Source organism: Paenibacillus paludis, assembly GCF_042610515.1.
Taxonomy (GTDB): domain Bacteria; phylum Bacillota; class Bacilli; order Paenibacillales; family Paenibacillaceae; genus Paenibacillus_AQ.
Genome location: NZ_JBGJZP010000018.1, coordinates 44,393 through 60,575 on the forward strand (window position 1 = coordinate 44,393; position 16,183 = coordinate 60,575).

Below are 16,183 nucleotides of genomic sequence, written 5' to 3' on the forward strand. Positions count from 1 at the left end.
CGGCCACATGGAGCGATGGGAATACAAAACAATTAAATTTAAGACCGGCGGATTTTGGGGCGGCAGAGTTGATAATTCGGAATTTCAGGAGGAGCTGAATTTTTATGGTAAGGAGGGCTGGGAGCTTGTATCCTGTTTTGACACCAGCCAGGCGCAGGGGGCTTCCAAAGATGTCATTGTTGTCTTTAAAAGGAAGCTGATCGGGCCGTAAAGTACGGGAATAGGGAGGAACCCTCTTTTACAGCGATATTGCCTATTACCTGCCCGTCATAGCAATTGCTTCTATATAAGTTGAACTAAAGAACTACCTAGAGGCAAAAGCAGCGGAGGGGAATTTTGGAACTGGAGGAACGGTAGTGTCCGCCTTTGTCTTCGGATTTCTACCGCTAAATAGCGGTTAAAATCAAGAAATCCGAAGACAACAGCGGCCGGAAGTCCAAATATTCACCGCAGTTGCGTTCTATGCCGGCTTGGTAAGTCTAAAGTTCAACTTATATATATAAGTAGTTAATAGATCTCAGCGAATGAAGCTGTCCATCTGCACAAGCCATCCTCTCACTCCTTCATAGAGTATAGTATCTGCAATGAAGGAGTGAAACGATCGCCGCAATCAGGCCGGAAGGATAAACTTGAAGTTAATCATAAACACGATTAAAGCGGCGGCTCCCATGGAGAAGGCGATACAACTGGCGCCAAGCACTCTGCGGCGGTCTTTTATAAACTTGAAGCCGAGCGCGCAGACAAGGATGGTGGTACCCGCCAAGACAACAGACATACCAATCATAGCCACCCAATACAATACCTCGAACAATTGTGCCACTAAGGATCCCTCCTCTTACCGCAATAATACAATGAATTTTAAGATTATTCCAGTTAGTCTGCGGAGGCTCTACATCGAATCATTTCTATTGAATCGTCAAAATAACCGCGCTGTTGCCGTCGAAAAAATGATTGTCGGATGATGCGGATGAATATAGCGCAGTGCGGATAAAGTCCCAGGACATACGGCCCCGGAGCCATATGCCCTTTTTTGCTGTGAACGCCTTCTTACACGGACAATCATACAGGAAGGCGGGGCTGCTCCTGAGTAATGTATAGGGTAGGCTGGGAATGCGAAAGGAGCGGGATTAAAATGGCGGGAAGACAACTGGCCAGCAAATGGCTGAAGACCGAAGCGCTGCTTAGCGATGCGCGGGTTGCCGGTTACATTCCGAGAACAAGGGAATACAGTGCTGCCGGGCTGCTGAAAATGCTGAGAAGTTATGGGAATGTTGTGATTAAACCTGTCGTAGGCGGCGGGGGTTACGGAGTAATTAAAGTGTTTCTGGACGGGCGTGGATACGGCTTCACATATATGGACAAAACACGCGTGTACGGGGATTTCTCTTCCATGAGGCAGGCGCTCGAGCGTGTGAAGGTAAGACGGAAATATTTGATGCAGCAGGGCATCTCACTGGCCCGGATTGCCGGGCGCCCGATTGATTACCGGGTTAAGGTAGTAAAGAACGGAGCCCGTTGGGAGTTTCGCTCCATGGTGGGAAGATTAGCTCGTCCGGGGCTGTTCGTAACCAACCTATGCAAGGGCGGAACGATGATGAGCTGCCGTGAAGGGCTGAGAAAATCGTTGCCCCGTAACAGAACGGCCACCAAAAAAGCAGAGATGCGGCGACTAACCTTAGTATGTACAGAGCTGATGGAACGTCATTTTCCGGGAATAGGCGAGTTGGGATTTGATTATGCTATAGATAACTCCGGGAAAATCTGGATTCTGGAAGTAAATACAAGACCACAATAATTAAACACTATTTTAAGAATTGACGATAGTAATAGTAATAAGATAGAATAGCGTTTAGTTATGCCGCTTACGAGGTAATATGAGGTAATAAATGTTAAATATTTGAACATGACGAAAATATTTTTGCAGAATATTCTGTGGTTTGTTCCTGTGCATAACTATTATCCCCATATTCCACTGCGGAGCATGGGCCTTCGCAACCCTTACTCACATATTATGCACAGGATTTCCACAGCTGGCTGTGGATAATGAGAACGCTTGTTCGAAAAATGATAGTTTGCTATGATAGATTCAGATCCAAATAAAGGAAAGGTAGGTGAACGTTATGGTTGAATTGTCGGATGAGATGTTGTTGGACTCTTATCAGAGAGCTATAGAGCTCCAATTAGAGCATGATTTCATCGCTCTTTTACTCGCTGAAATTCGCAAACGGAACTTACACTCTCCAGTACATGCGGTTCTACATTAAAGATCATAGACTATTTCTGCAGCAGCTGCTTATCTTTAACCGCAAGCGGCACTAAATAGGGTATCTTTTCAAGTTGAAGTGGAATCAACCTGAAAGGATACCCTTTTATTGTGAAAGTATTGGCAGTTGGCTTAAAGCTTAAGATTGCTGCTATGTCCCGGTGAAAGCTTGGCTTCAGGGTCGATATATACCTTGGCATTGTTCACAGCGGTAGGCGCCTCGCCGAATCCTACAGCGATCAGCTTCAGCTTGCCCGGATAGGTGGTAATATCGCCGGCAGCGAAGATTCCCGGAATGCTTGTTTCCATATGCGAGTCAACAACGATGGAGTTGCTCTCAATGTTAATGCCCCATTCAGCGATAGGTCCAAGAGAAGAAACGAAGCCGAAATTGACGATTACGCTGTCGACTTCAATTTCCTGTGTTTCTTTGGTCTTAATATGGGACAAGGTGACCTTGGTAATAAATTCTTCACCATGCAGCTCTGTGATCTCCGAAGGGGTAATTACCTTCACCTTGGAGGCCATGAGATTCTCTACACTGTGCTCGTGGGCGCGGAATTTATCGCGGCGGTGAATCAGGGTTACCTGCTCGGCGATCGGTTCCAGCATAAGTGCCCAGTCCACTGCGGAATCCCCGCCGCCGCTGATCAGCACCTTCTTGCCTTTGAATGCATTCAAATCGTTTACAAAATAATGCAGATTGGCTTTCTCAAAACGCTGTGCATCTGCTACCTCCAGGCGACGCGGTTCAAACGCGCCTACGCCGGCGGTAATGATGACAGCCTTGCTATGGTATTCCGCTTTATCGGTAGTGACGACGAAATGGCGTTCGTCACGTTTCTCGACAGATACGACCTTTTCTTCCAAACAGATGTTAGACTGGAACAGGTCCATTTGCCGTGAAAGGTTGTCAACCAGTTCCTGTCCGGTAACTTTGGGGAATCCTGCCACATCGTAAATATATTTTTCGGGATAAAGAGCAGCGAGCTGCCCTCCCAATTGGGGCATACTTTCAATAAGGGTTACTGATGCCTGACGCATTCCGCCGTAGAAGGCAGCAAACATGCCGGCCGGACCGCCGCCTATAATTAGAAGGTCGCTCATAGGAACGCCGGATTGCTCTAATGTCACGTAATATTACACCTCCGAGTTGATATATTCAATTTGCCATACTAGTGTACTTACTCATTATAAACATTGTGGGACCACCCTGCAAAGGCTTTAAATGACCTGAAAATTGTGACGTTTTTTCGCATGATAATATTTGATTAAAACGGTACTAAGGTTTACAATGGATATGGTTATTTTAGAAATCCTTTAAGTTTAATTGGAAATTCTTCTGAATTTAAGTGTATAAATTCACAAAAGAACGCTAAATATTTTTACAAAAAATAACACATAGACAGATTTACCTGTTGGAAGGAGCCGGAACATGAGCAGTATTCCAAAAATCGTTATCCTAGGCGCGGGATATGGAGGTATTTTAACTGCCCAGCGGCTGCAAAAGGCTTTGAATTACAATGAAGCCGATGTGACGCTAGTTAACCGACATGAGTATCACTATTTCACTACCCACCTGCATATGCCTGCTGCGGGAACGGACAGCATTGAACATACACGCGTATCTATCTCCAAACTGATTGATGAATTCAAGATTGATCTCGTGAAATCTTCCGTGCAGGAAATCCGTACCCAACAGAAAAAAGTCATTCTCGAGGACGGTACGCTCTCGTATGATTACCTTGTGATCGCGCTAGGCGGCGAGCCTGAAACGTTCGGCATTCCGGGACTTGATAAATATGCTCTTACTATTCGCAGCATCAATTCGGTACGGCTGATCCGCGAGCATATCGAATATCAATTTGCCAAATACAAGAATGAGAACAATGCACAGGAGCATATCAATTTCGTTGTGGGCGGCGCGGGTTTCAGCGGCATCGAATTTGTAGCTGAGCTGGCTGACCGTATCCCTGCGCTGTGCAAAGAATATGATGTAGATCCTAGTATGGTGAATATCTACAACGTGGAAGCGGCACCGACGGCGCTGCCGGGCTTTGCCCCTGAGCTGGTTGAGCATGCGATGACGGTGCTTACGAAGAAGGGGGTAACCTTCAAGATCGGAGTAGCTATTAAGGAATGTCTGCCGAATGGCGTTATTCTCGCAACCGGCGAGGAAATCAAGGCTTCCACAATCGTCTGGACCGGCGGAATCCGCGGCAACCGGCTGATCGAAGCTGCCGGTTTTGAAGCGATGCGCGGACGTGTGAAGATAGATGAATATCTGCGCGCACCGGGACATGAGAATATCTTTATTATTGGCGACGGCTCCCTGATGATTAATCCGGAAGGACGCCCTTATCCGCCGACGGCACAAATTGCCATGCAGCAGGGCGAATGTTGCGCATTTAACCTGGTGGCGGCGATCCGCAGCCAGCAGCCGAAGAAGTTCTCCTTCAGCAACAAAGGCACCGTAGCCTCCCTTGGAAAAGGACAAGGTATTGCCGTTGTAGGCGATAAGACATACAAAGGCTGGACCGCGGCGCAGCTGAAGAAGGTTGTGGATATGCGTTACCTGTTCATTATCGGCGGCATCCCTCTGGTGCTCAAAAAAGGAAGATTCCTTTAAGATGCGCCACTGCAGCGTGCAAGTTCGCGGACTGTTGACGCGTGAAGAGCTGGACCGTTATAACGGCCTGATTGAGGCCGGCTCCTATCTCGAGGATCAAAGCCGGTATGATCTGGCTTATCATGTCCAGAAGGAAATTGATGTGCTCATTCTCCCGGCAATCGAACGCCTGAAGGATAAGGGCCGGGCCCGCGACCGGGCAACGGCTGAATATCTGGAGAGCTTACGGGAAGATGACACGGACGAATAGCAACAAGCCTAATATGAAACGGAAAGCTTCCGGTGACGGGGAGCTTTTCGTTTTTTTTTCTGCGCACTAACAGATTCATGCCAGTGTTAACAATACAACCTACCCTATTTTATTCTCTCCTGATGTTCAGCACATAAGATGTACCCTATGAGATTGTCCAAATTTAGACAAAATGCGACAACCACTGGGAGGGTATAACGAAGTGCAAAAACATCTGCGAAAGTTCAATCCGGCAATCATTTTTCTGTTGCTCTTATCTATGTTTCAGCCAGGTGCAATGGCGAATGCCGCAATTGCTGAACTGCCAGCCAGCGAATACGGCACGGTTATGGATATGCGCAAGACGGAGTTGGCACCGGGTGCGATCTATACCTGGATGGATATTAAAGATGAAAGAGGACGGCAAAAAGTACATACCGTGGAGTTCAATCCGCAGAATACAGGCCTGCAGCTGCGGGCCGGAACGAAAAACGGCAAGGTATACGGAATGCAGGGTGTAACAGGTATGGCAACATATGCGGATGCACCGGGAAACCGTGTAATTGCAGGCATTAACGGTGATTTCTATGAAATATCCGGCTATGCCACCGGTGTTCCGAATGGCCTGTTTATGGATGAGGGGGTTATTCTGAACAGCGGAGGATCATATGCTTTTGGGTTAAAAGCGGATGGAACCTCTATTTATGGACAGCCGGAGCTGTCTATGAGCGTGACGGGGAACGGGAAAACAACGCCGCTGAACAGTATCAACCGTTACCGGAATACGGATCAGCTCGTACTCTATACGAAGGATTACAACAGCTCAACGAAATCAACTGCTGATGGCGATGAAATCGTACTGGATATCGCTGAGGGCGAAGTCAAAAGCGGACAAACCCTGAAGCTGAAGGTATCGGAGGTCCGGACAAGCCAAGGTGATACTCCGCTTGCCCAAGGCAAGGTGGTGCTGTCCGCGCATGGCGCCTCCAGGTCCGTATTGCAAGGATTGGCACCCGGAGATGAGGTCACTGCCGCATTTGCACTGAAGGGAGAATGGAAGGATGTCGCACTGGCAATCGGCGGGCAGGGACCGCTAATCAAAGACGGGGTTGTACAAACGGGTGTCGGGCCGGCAGGAGTGCATCCGCGGACAGCCATTGGTACGAAAGCAGACGGCAGCGTTGTGCTTTTTGAAATTGACGGCCGTTCTCCCGGGTTCAGCGAAGGGGTGGAAACAGAGGAACTGGCAAAAATCCTCAAGGATCTTGGCGTCGTATACGCCATGAATCTGGATGGGGGAGGATCTTCGACCTTTGTGGCGAGAATGCCGGGGACGAACGGAGTCAAGTTGCTGAATCAGGGGTCGGACGGCTTTGAACGGCAGACCGGCAACGGATTGCTGCTCGTCAACACCGCTCCTGAATTGACTGTGGCCTCGAAGCTTGCGATCCAGCCGAATGCTGAGAGGATTTTGAAAGGTTCCAGCTTTACCTTCACTGCTGCAGGCATGGATGAAAATGGCCACCCTGCTGCGTACACGGGGGCGCTGAATTGGCAAGTTGATCCGGTTCTGGGGACTATAAATGAACAGGGTGTATTTACTGCCGGCTCTACAGCCGGAGTAGGCAAAATTAGTGCGGGAGCCGGGAATGCGCAGGGAGAAGGCGAGATTGAAGTCGTCGAAACGCTGACGGAGCTGGAATTCCCCGATGAAATCAAGACATACACATCCGGCCAGTCCGCTCAGTTATCGGTAAAGGCGCTGCGGGGCGGACAGACTATCCAGGCTGACAACCATAGCTTTGAATGGCGTGTGGAAGGTGAAATTGGCACGGTGGATAAGAACGGGTGGTTTCAGGCAAGCAATGAGAACGGAAAAAACGGTAGGATTTACGTGAAATATGGCAGTGTGGAAACCTCCTTTGAAGTGAATGTCGGTTTGCCGCCTGTTATGCTGGAGAATTTTGAAGCGGGGATCGACAAATATAAGGCAGCCAGTGCGGCAGCCAACAGCGTAACGCTGGAGGAAGTGACAGATCAGGACTTTATCCGCAGCGGAGACAGGGCGCTGAAGCTGGAATATGATTTTATTGGAAAAACAGGCACCTCAGGAGCTTATGTCGCGGCAACGTCGACAGAGAATCGGATTCAGATACCGGGTTATCCGGAGAAAATCAGTATGTGGATCTATGGAGACGGGCAGAAGCACTGGCTGCGCGGCCAGATCCGCGACGGCAACAATGCGGCGGTTCCGGTAGATTACACTGATCAGGTGAACGGTGTGAATTGGACAGGCTGGAAATATGTCGAAGTGGCGGTGCCTAAAGGTAAAACAACCCCGTTGTCGATGGATATGCCTGTCCGTTATATGGAGACCAGCAATCTGAAAAAAACAAAGGGTGCCATTTATGTGGATGATATCCGCGCCCTCTATGGCCCCTTGGAAGAAGACCAAACACCGCCGGTCATTAAAAATGAGTATCCTGGCGCTAATGAGATGGTCAAGACGGCAACGCCGGCCCTTTCGGTGAACGGAGAGGATGCCGGCTACGATCCGGTTGCGCATCCGGGAACTACTTTAATCGATGCCTCGAAAGTGCGGTTATTTATTGACGACCAGCTCGTAGAGCACGGCTTCTATCCTCCTAAGGGACAAATTACGTACAAGCCCAAGCTTCCGCTTGCGGAAGGCCGGCATAAGGTGAAGCTTGCGATCCGCGACCTCAGCGGCAATCAGACGATTAAGGAATGGTATTTCACAGTGAATCTGGGATCTCCCTTCTATAAATATGTCACCCCTGAGGTTGTATACGCCGGGAATACCTACACTGTGGATATAACGGCGGAGAAGGCGGATAAGCTGAAGGAGGGTTCAGTTGCTTTTGCCTTTGACCCTGCGGCTGTCCGCGATCTGAAAGTAATTGCAGGCAGCAAGCTGACAGAAGGCCAGCTCGAACCGGTTATCGACGCGGCCAAGGGTACAGTGCTGCTGAAATTGAACCGAATCCATGAAGCAGGGCTTGAAGACAGTGACCTTCTGGGCCAGATTCAATATACGGTCCGCAATGATTATATCGGGCCTTATACATTGGAACAGCTTGGAGGACAGCTAAGCAAACCGCTGACCATTGAGAATACCTCCGGCTCTGTCACCTCGACAGAGGGCAGCGGAACGGCGATCAGCTTCATTGGTGCTTCACTTGAAAGTACAGTGATGACGCAGCTTAAGCTGGCCTGGAATCATTATGAGATCGCCAAAGGCCTGGCGGCTTCCTTCTCGGTAAGTGAAATGGAGGGGGGAGCGGCCTTCCAGGGAGCTAAACTGCTGATCGACGGTGTGGAAGCAGAGGGAGTATCCGGTGCGGACGGGCTGCTGACCACGAAGTCCGCTACTGTAGCGGAAGGGACGTTCAAGCTGCAGGCGGTAAAAGGCAACGCCTATAGTCCGGTGATGACGTTTAAGGTAGCGCCTTATGACGGCACGGCAGCCCCTCGCAACATCAATGTGACCATGGGCGAGGATGCCGATACCAGCCGGCGTTTTGCCTGGCAGACTCAGCCGCAGACAGAGGGCAGTGTAGTTGAATTGGTCAAGCAAGCTGAGTTCACCGGCTTCGAGGACAGCAAGGTGCTCAGAATTGAAGGCGCGAGCACCATCTACAACAGCAATAACGACGGAACGATGCGCGTGCATAAAGCGGAAGCGGCTAATCTTGAACCGGGAACGGCTTATGTATACCGGGTGGGGGACGGAGCGGCGAATGTAAGTGCCCAGGGTACATTTGTAACGAGCGGTGGAGACCGTGAAGCTACCAAGTTCCTTTTCATTGGAGATTCGCAGGCGGATTCGCAGGCAGGCTTCGAGCTATGGAAGAATACTGCGCAGCAGGCTTTCCAGTACATGCCGGATGCGGAAATGCTTGTGCATGCAGGAGATATGGTCGACAAGGGCTTCGAGCAGGAGCAGTGGAACTGGTGGTTCGGAGCTGCACAGGAACAGCTAATGCACACTTCGCTTGTGCCGATTATCGGTAACCATGAAGTGATGGGCACGAACGGTGACGGGGATTATCTGGCCCAGTTCAATAACCCGCAGAACGGTGCGGCGGGAGTTAAGGGAACAAATTTTTCATTTGATATCAAAGACACCCATTTTGTGGTGATGAACACGGAGCATGGCGAGGCGGAGTATAAGGAGCAGGCCCAGTGGCTCGATCAGGATCTGTCAGCCACGGACAAGAAGTGGAAGATCATTTTCTTCCATCAGGGACCTTACGGCAGCATCTATGCCAATGAACGGGTGCAGCAGGTCTGGGTGCCGGTATTTGACAAGCATAAAGTAGATCTCGTAATGAACGGACATGATCACATCTATATGCGCTCCTATCCGATGAACGGAGGGCAGCGGGTTGCCGAAGGCGAGGGCACCCGGTATGTCATCGGCGGATCATCCGGTCCCAAATTCTATGCGCTGACCGAAAGGTTCTGGCAGGAGAAAATTTATGACGAGGACGAGCAAATCTTTACTGCGGTTGAAATAAAAAATGACGGGATTACCGTCACTGCCCGAACGGTTGACGGACAGGAGATTGATCAACTGGTCATTGCCAAAGTGGCTCCGGAATCCGTTACACTGGACCGTACGGAAGCATTGCTTGAGCCTGGACAAAGTATGCAGCTGCATGCGCAGGTGCTTCCTGCCAATGCCTCCAAGGTAAAAATCCATTGGTCTGTTGTTTCCGAGCAGCCGGAGAACACGGTAACGGTTAATACTTACGGATTAGTGACCGCCCTTAAGCCGGGGACGGCAGTCGTAAGGGCAGCCGTTGAAGGCTACCCTGCTATATATGCGGAGAGCAAGATAGACGTGGATGCTCTGGAGTCGCTCTCTCTGCAAGGCAAGCAAGTATTACGGGCGGGAGATACCGATCAGACGGTAACTGAAGCTGTGTATGCCTCCGGAAAGCGGATAGCCGTAGTTGAAGGGCTGAGTTATTCCAGCCAGAATACTGATGTGGCCACGGTTGACGATCGAGGACAGGTTGAGGCGCATGCTGTTGGTTCAACTGTGATCTCGGTAACGTACAGAGAACTGGCCGCCCAGTATAAGCTTACGGTGTCAACGGACGGTACGCCAGTTATGACCGGTCTGGAGATCGAAGGCCCGGAAACCCTGGAACAGGGAAGCAAGGGCGTTGCGGTAGTTCAAGCCGTGTACAGTGACGGCAGCCTTGTGAAGCTGGCCAAGGGGGTTCTGTTCGAAACCTCCGATCCTAAAGTGGCGGAGATTAGCGAGTCTGGGGAAATACACGCGCTAAGTGCAGGAACAGTAAAAGTCCGTGGGGAGTATAACGGGATGAGTGCAGAGTACGGGCTGGTGGTGACCGCTGCCGGACAAGAGCCGACGCCAGTACCAACGCCGATACCGACGCCAACACCAACGCCAACACCGAGTTCACCCCCGGCACCTGGCGCGGTGATCTCCCCTGCTCCTTCTCCGACAGCTGCGGCAACGCTGGAACCCGGAGTCGTGGAGATTGCAGCTGCCCGGTTATCCGGAGAGCGGAATGCGCAAGGGGAAGTTGTAATTACAGCCGATCCAGCCTGGACGGAATTGATCCTGCCAGGGAATGCCGGTGAGTTGCTTGGCAAGGCTCCGCTTAGAATCCAATCGGCTGGCTTGTCCGTGGTGATTCCTGCCGGAGTGCTCGCCGAATTAAGCAGCAAGGTACCGGAAGGCGCAATCCCTGGCAGCACTATCTCATTGGCTGCTGAAGCAGTTGGCAGCGATACCGCGCAGGCCATGATCACCCGTGCAGCGCAAATGTCGGGAGCACGGCTGGAAGCGGCAAGTGAAGTGAGGGAATGGAAGCTTAGCCTTACAACGAAGCAGGGTCAGGAATTTGTCTTATCGCAATTTGCACAACCGGTTACTATTGCTTATGAGGCAATTCCACAGGGGAATAAAGAGCTGCTGGGTATTTACTATATTGGAGAAGACGGGGCGCTTAAGTATGCCGGCGGTAGATGGACCGAAGGCAGGCTGAGCACAGCTGTGAGCCATTTCAGTAAATATGCGGTTCTGCAATACGACAAAAGCTTTAGTGATTTGCCTGCAGAGCACTGGGCAACCGGCGCAGTGAAGCAGCTGTCTGCCAAACAGCTTGTGCAGGGAGTGTCTAGAGAACGGTTCGATCCGAACCGGGCGGTTACCCGTGCAGAGTTCACAGCAATGCTGGTGCGTTCACTGGGACTCAGCGGGCATACGGCTACAGGGTTTGCCGATGTGCAGCCGGACAAGTGGTACGCAGAGGCAATTTCTGCGGCGCAGCAGGCCGGAATTGTGAACGGTTTGTCGGGTTCCGCATTTGGGCCGGAAGCTGAAATTACCCGTCAGGAAATGGCAGTTATGCTCATTCGCGCTTACCGGTATGCAGCGGAGACACAGGTGACCACAGTCTCGACTGCGGCAGCTTTTGCCGATACAGCAGACGCTCCGCAATGGGCCAAGACGGCTATTGAAGAGGCCGTGCGCCTAGGTCTCTTGCAGGGTCGTGCCGCAGGACGCTTTGAGCCGAAGCAGAACGGTACACGTGCCGAAAGTGCACAAATGATTGTGAATCTGCTCCAGTATATGAAATAGGCAGTAACGGAAAGTAAACGCACAAACAGACCGCAGCGGTTAGGCTGCGGTCTGTTTGTGCGTATCTATGAACCCGGCATAAAAGCCATGATATGAAATACAGTGTGCGGCTGTCCGGGGATTACAGCTTCAGCATCTCTTCGAAGCTCTCCGGAGTCAGCAGATTGCCGACATAGAAAGGGCCGAATTCGCCGTAGCGGGCGCTGACTTCATCGAAACGCATTTCGTAGACCAGCTTCTTGAACTGGAGCGCATCCTCGGCGAACAGTGTAACGCCCCATTCCCAATCATCAAAACCGACGGAGCCGGTAATAATCTGTTTTACCTTGCCGGCGTAACCGCGTCCGATTAGGCCATGGGAATACATCAGCTCACGGCGTTTCTCCATATCGAGCATGTACCAGTTGTCAGCAAGCTCGCGTTTCTTGTTCATCGGATAGAAGCAGATATGTTTGGCTTGCGGCAGAATCGGCTTTAGGCGGGCTGCCACATGCGGATTCAGCATGGGATCGCTGCCATCCCCGGCGCTTCCGCCGGCAGCATAGTTGCTAAGTTCAACAATACTGACGTAAGAGTAGGACTTGGTGGTATATTGGGCAAAGGCGATTTTGTTGAAGGCGGTCTCAAGGCTATTCAAAGCTTCCAGGCTTTCGCGCAGAAACATCATCACGAAATCAGCCTTCTGGCCGACAATGGCGTATACAGCGGAGCTTCCTTCCTTGGCTTCTTCAACCGGGCCCCATTCCTGCATAAAAGCATGCAGCTCCTCCAGGGCAACGGCACGCTCTTCATCATCGGCAGCCGTCCAGGCCGTCCAGTTCAGCGAGCGGAAGTCATGCAGTGCATACCAGCCTTCCAGTGTCAAAGCGGCTTCGTTCATGTTCTCACTCCTTAAAAGTAGAAATAACTTTGCTTAAAACCAGCTTCGAAAGCATACGCTTCTATGTATGATCCGATTGATCTATTTGCATTGTATCGCATGCGGGAGGCCCAGAGCAAACCCTGACACCGGCATTTGAGTTGAATGGAGCGTGAGCTGCAATAATGTTCATTGCTTCGTTACATTTTTTCTAGTAAACTTACTATTAATTAAGGCTTAGTGTGCGGTTCTTTATAGAGAGAGGGGATGGCGGTACGATGGGATTTATTCCTGTGTTGGTTCTGGCCGTTTTATTCTTTGTCATGATGTTCGGCATTGGCTTTATCCTCAATATGTTAATGAAGACCACCTGGTTTCCCGCATATCTGTTCGTGATTGTCATTCTGCCGATCGTAATTTATTCCATCTGGGATAGAAGCGCTATGACGCTCTGGGAGCATTTGTCCACCTTTCATATTGTGGATTATCTTACGGGGATTGCCGGACTTGCGGGTGCGGTGCTCAGCGGCTGGACGATCCAGAAACTGCGGCTTGGCGGCTATAAAATGTTCTGATAAAGATTTACATCACACAGAAACGGCTGCACTCAGGCCGTTTTTTTCTTTTTTGCCCGCTATCGCCAGCAAGTGTTCATAAGGGGCCGATAATGCGGCGAAATGCGCCTTATTTGGTTCTTTTTTTACATTTCCGGCCGGGTGTTTTGTGATAGAATAGAAATCTATATGAATTCGTGTAGAAAAGGGGGAGGTATCCGCAGATGCGTATGAGCAACTTGCATCATTTCACCGAACATCATCGGTACTGCGTTTCCCGCGAATTCGGTCTAAGCAGTGTGGATGGACGTATGCTGGGTTCGGTCTATCAGCCGATGGTCGGAGCCTTTGCAATCAGCCTTTACAGGCTGCTGTTTGAACATATTCCGGCTGAAGCAATCGGCTACTCCACAGTGGAGCAGCAGCGCAGGCTGTTTATGACGCTTGGAGTTGAACCGAATGAGAAGGGCCGCAAATATTTAGTGGATCAGGCTTCCCGGCTGGAAGCGGTGGGGCTGCTTCAGACCTGCCGGATCTATGTCGGGGAAACCGAGGATTATATGTATGAATACGAGCTGCTGCCGCCGCTGTCGCCGGCTGACTTTTTTGCAACTCAGCATTTGACGCTGCTCCTGCGGGACAAGATCGGCAAATTCGCTGTGCTGTCGCTGCGCGAGCAGTTCTGGAACCGCGAGCCGGAGGAATGGAGCCGCCGGTCGATTGGCAAAGAGAATATTTCCCTGCCCTTTTATGATATCTTTCAATTGAATACCCATGTGATAGATTATGAGCTGGAGCAGGCGCTGGCCGAGGTAGCTACAGTCCGCCAGCCAGGGACGCGCGAAAGCGGCGAGCCGGCCATCGGCTACAGCGATATTATTTTGCGGTTCCCCAGGGAATCGGTCAACCGGGTTCATGTTGAGAAGCTGCGTTTTGATCATACCCAGATGGGTGTCATTAATTATGTGGCCCATAAGTATGAGCTGAGTCCCCAGGATTTAAGCCGCCTGCTGGATGAGGACGGGGTCTTTACGCCTGACGGCGAGGTCATTCTTGATACGCTGCAATACAAGGCGAGCCAGCATTTCCGCCAGGATATGAAGCGGCAGGAGAAACGGGAGATCGCTGCGGCCAAGGTAGTCTCGCTGCGCTCAGCTGCGGCTGAGGAAGGCGATGATTCCATTGCTCCGCCGGAGCAGTCGGTTGAGATGGAATATTATGTGGAGGTTCCTCCGCAATTCATGTCCAAATGCGATATTCACCAATATAATATGATGCTGCGCAACGAGCCTTATACACGGCTGCTGCAAACCTTTTTTCCGGGTGCGGTGCCGGGCCAGCTGATGGATATTTTTGAGAAAATAGATCTGAACTACAAACTCAGCGGTGAAGTCATCAATGTGCTGATTCACTATCTGATGACGATGGTGGCTTCGGGCGGCGATCAGCGGATGAACCGCAATTTCGTTGAGGCGATCGCCTCCAATATGCTGGTGAAGCAGGTGAACACGTACGAGAAGGCGGTACGCTACATCCGTGACCAGTCGAAGGTCAAGGGCAAAGGAGCGGCATCCGGCTCCACCGGCGCGTCCGGAACACGCCAGCGTTCTTATGCGAAGAACGGGCGCTCCGCCAAGCCGGAAATTCCAATGGTGCTTGATGACGGCAGTGCCGGAACCGTATCGGAAGAGGAATTCGCGGCGATGATGAAGAAAGCGGCCGAGATTAAGGCCAGTAAGAAAAAGGGCGTTTCGAAGACGCCGTAAAGAAAGCGAGGTGCGGAAATGGCAATGGAGTCTATGGGCGAAGTGCTGCGTTCGATGAACAATTCCGCTCTGCGCCAGCGTTCGCGCGATCTTGAGCAGAATCTGCTGAACCATCCTTTGGTCAAGCAGCTGCAGGCTGAGCATCCGGAGCTGGAGGAGTCGCGGCTCAAGGTTCACTTGAGCCGGTTATATCAATATGTCGAGGAGAGCCGCCACTGTGCAAACTGTCCCGGCCTGGAGAAATGTCCGAACGATTTCCCCGGGCACTACAGCAAGCTTACAGTTGAGACCGTTAACGGCTCGTCGGATCTATATGAACGCAAGACAGCCTGCAATCTTAAGGTGGCGCAGGATAATCAGGACAGCATCCGCAAACGGATCCGCAGCTTCTATGTAGACGAACGTGTGCTGAACGGCGGTTACGACGAGATGGATATTATGGGCAAGGACCCGCGCAGGGCCTCAGCCGTGAATAAAATATTTGATTATATTGAAAGAATCAAAGAAAACGGACTTACTTCGCAGGGGATTTACCTGCACGGCACTTTCGGAACAGGCAAAACGTTCCTGATGTGTTACCTGCTCCATGAGCTGGCGGTTGCAGGGTATAGCGGTGTGATTGTGTACATGCCCGATTTTATCGAGGATCTGAAGTCGATCATGCTGGACGGCCAGAAATTGAAGGAAACCGTCGATACCCTGAAGAATTGCGATTTGCTTATCTTTGATGACATCGGTGCGGAGAACCTGAATCCGTGGGCCCGCGACCATGTGCTCGGAGCAATCCTCAACTACCGGATGAACCGTAAACCTACCTTCTATACCTCAAATTATCCGCTGGACGGTCTGGAGAAGCATCTGAGCTTCACCAGCAAGGACGGCGAAGAGCTCTACAAAGGCCAGCGGCTGATGGATCGTATCGCTCCGTTTGTCGAGGTTATTCCCCTGCACGGGGAGAATCAGCGCGGAACAGGCAGATAAGGCGAAGAGCCGGCTTTATAATAAACATACAAACAGCGGCAGCCCGGGACGTTAAGTCCAAGGTGCCGCTGTTTTTTTTGAAAATATGTTTCACACGATAACTTATCCTTCTATTTCTCGCTGAAACGGTACCGTCCTTAAAAAGGACGGCAAAGCCGTTTCCACTTGGGCCATAAACCGGATTGACACAAACAAACCTCCAGCGTTTTCCTTGTGGGGAAAGGCTGGAGGTTTGCGCTGTGTGATAAAGCCTGCCTGT

General features: G+C 50.9%; 12 protein-coding genes. 9 read left to right on the forward strand and 3 right to left on the reverse strand.

The features are described 5' to 3' along the window. Nucleotides 1-7 precede the first annotated feature (7 nt). Nucleotides 8-211 (forward strand): DUF4177 domain-containing protein, encoded by a 204-nt coding sequence (locus ACAN56_RS26600; RefSeq protein WP_340896713.1) that lies wholly within the window; start codon nucleotides 8-10, stop codon nucleotides 209-211. Between the two features lie 399 nt (nucleotides 212-610). On the opposite strand, the gene ACAN56_RS26605 is transcribed toward ACAN56_RS26600, so the two are convergent. Beyond that, on the reverse strand, nucleotides 611-820 hold the full coding sequence (locus tag ACAN56_RS26605; protein ID WP_076112514.1) for a hypothetical protein: 210 nt from the start codon (nucleotides 818-820) through the stop codon (nucleotides 611-613). Between the two features lie 312 nt (nucleotides 821-1,132). Here ACAN56_RS26605 and ACAN56_RS26610 point away from each other — a divergent pair, with 312 nt between their 5' ends. Continuing rightward, nucleotides 1,133-1,795, forward strand: a complete 663-nt coding sequence (locus ACAN56_RS26610; protein WP_038596121.1) for a YheC/YheD family protein — start codon at nucleotides 1,133-1,135, stop codon at nucleotides 1,793-1,795. A gap of 325 nt (nucleotides 1,796-2,120) precedes the next feature. Continuing rightward, entirely contained in the window at nucleotides 2,121-2,264 is a 144-nt protein-coding gene (locus tag ACAN56_RS26615) for a sporulation histidine kinase inhibitor Sda (RefSeq protein ID WP_076112513.1), read from the forward strand. Nucleotides 2,265-2,395: 131 nt separating this feature from the next. Here the strand turns inward: ACAN56_RS26615 and ACAN56_RS26620 are convergent, their stop codons facing one another. Then, nucleotides 2,396-3,370: an NAD(P)/FAD-dependent oxidoreductase gene (locus ACAN56_RS26620; protein WP_379146679.1), complete on the reverse strand. Its 975-nt coding sequence runs from the start codon at nucleotides 3,368-3,370 to the stop codon at nucleotides 2,396-2,398. Between the two features lie 328 nt (nucleotides 3,371-3,698). Between ACAN56_RS26620 and ACAN56_RS26625 the strand changes: the two genes are divergently transcribed. From ACAN56_RS26625 to ACAN56_RS26635, 3 genes are all read left to right on the forward strand, one after another. Continuing rightward, nucleotides 3,699-4,892 (forward strand): NAD(P)/FAD-dependent oxidoreductase, encoded by a 1,194-nt coding sequence (locus ACAN56_RS26625; RefSeq protein ID WP_038596116.1) that lies wholly within the window; start codon nucleotides 3,699-3,701, stop codon nucleotides 4,890-4,892. Nucleotide 4,893: 1 nt separating this feature from the next. Further along, nucleotides 4,894-5,142 (forward strand): hypothetical protein, encoded by a 249-nt coding sequence (locus tag ACAN56_RS26630; protein WP_038596114.1) that lies wholly within the window; start codon nucleotides 4,894-4,896, stop codon nucleotides 5,140-5,142. A 202-nt stretch (nucleotides 5,143-5,344) separates the two neighbouring features. After that, complete coding sequence (locus ACAN56_RS26635; RefSeq protein WP_379146590.1) at nucleotides 5,345-11,764, forward strand: phosphodiester glycosidase family protein; 6,420 nt, start codon at nucleotides 5,345-5,347, stop codon at nucleotides 11,762-11,764. A 121-nt stretch (nucleotides 11,765-11,885) separates the two neighbouring features. On the opposite strand, the gene hemQ is transcribed toward ACAN56_RS26635, so the two are convergent. Beyond that, nucleotides 11,886-12,644 (reverse strand): hydrogen peroxide-dependent heme synthase, encoded by a 759-nt coding sequence (gene hemQ / locus ACAN56_RS26640; RefSeq protein ID WP_038596109.1) that lies wholly within the window; start codon nucleotides 12,642-12,644, stop codon nucleotides 11,886-11,888. A gap of 257 nt (nucleotides 12,645-12,901) precedes the next feature. On the opposite strand from hemQ, the gene ACAN56_RS26645 reads away from it, so the two are divergent. From ACAN56_RS26645 to dnaI, 3 genes are all read left to right on the forward strand, one after another. Beyond that, complete coding sequence (locus tag ACAN56_RS26645; protein WP_038596106.1) at nucleotides 12,902-13,198, forward strand: YuiB family protein; 297 nt, start codon at nucleotides 12,902-12,904, stop codon at nucleotides 13,196-13,198. A gap of 203 nt (nucleotides 13,199-13,401) precedes the next feature. Then, entirely contained in the window at nucleotides 13,402-14,943 is a 1,542-nt protein-coding gene (locus ACAN56_RS26650; protein WP_038596104.1) for a replication initiation and membrane attachment family protein, read from the forward strand. 24 nt (nucleotides 14,944-14,967) lie between these two features. Beyond that, nucleotides 14,968-15,924, forward strand: a complete 957-nt coding sequence (dnaI, locus tag ACAN56_RS26655; protein WP_038600668.1) for a primosomal protein DnaI — start codon at nucleotides 14,968-14,970, stop codon at nucleotides 15,922-15,924. Nucleotides 15,925-16,183 lie beyond the last annotated feature (259 nt).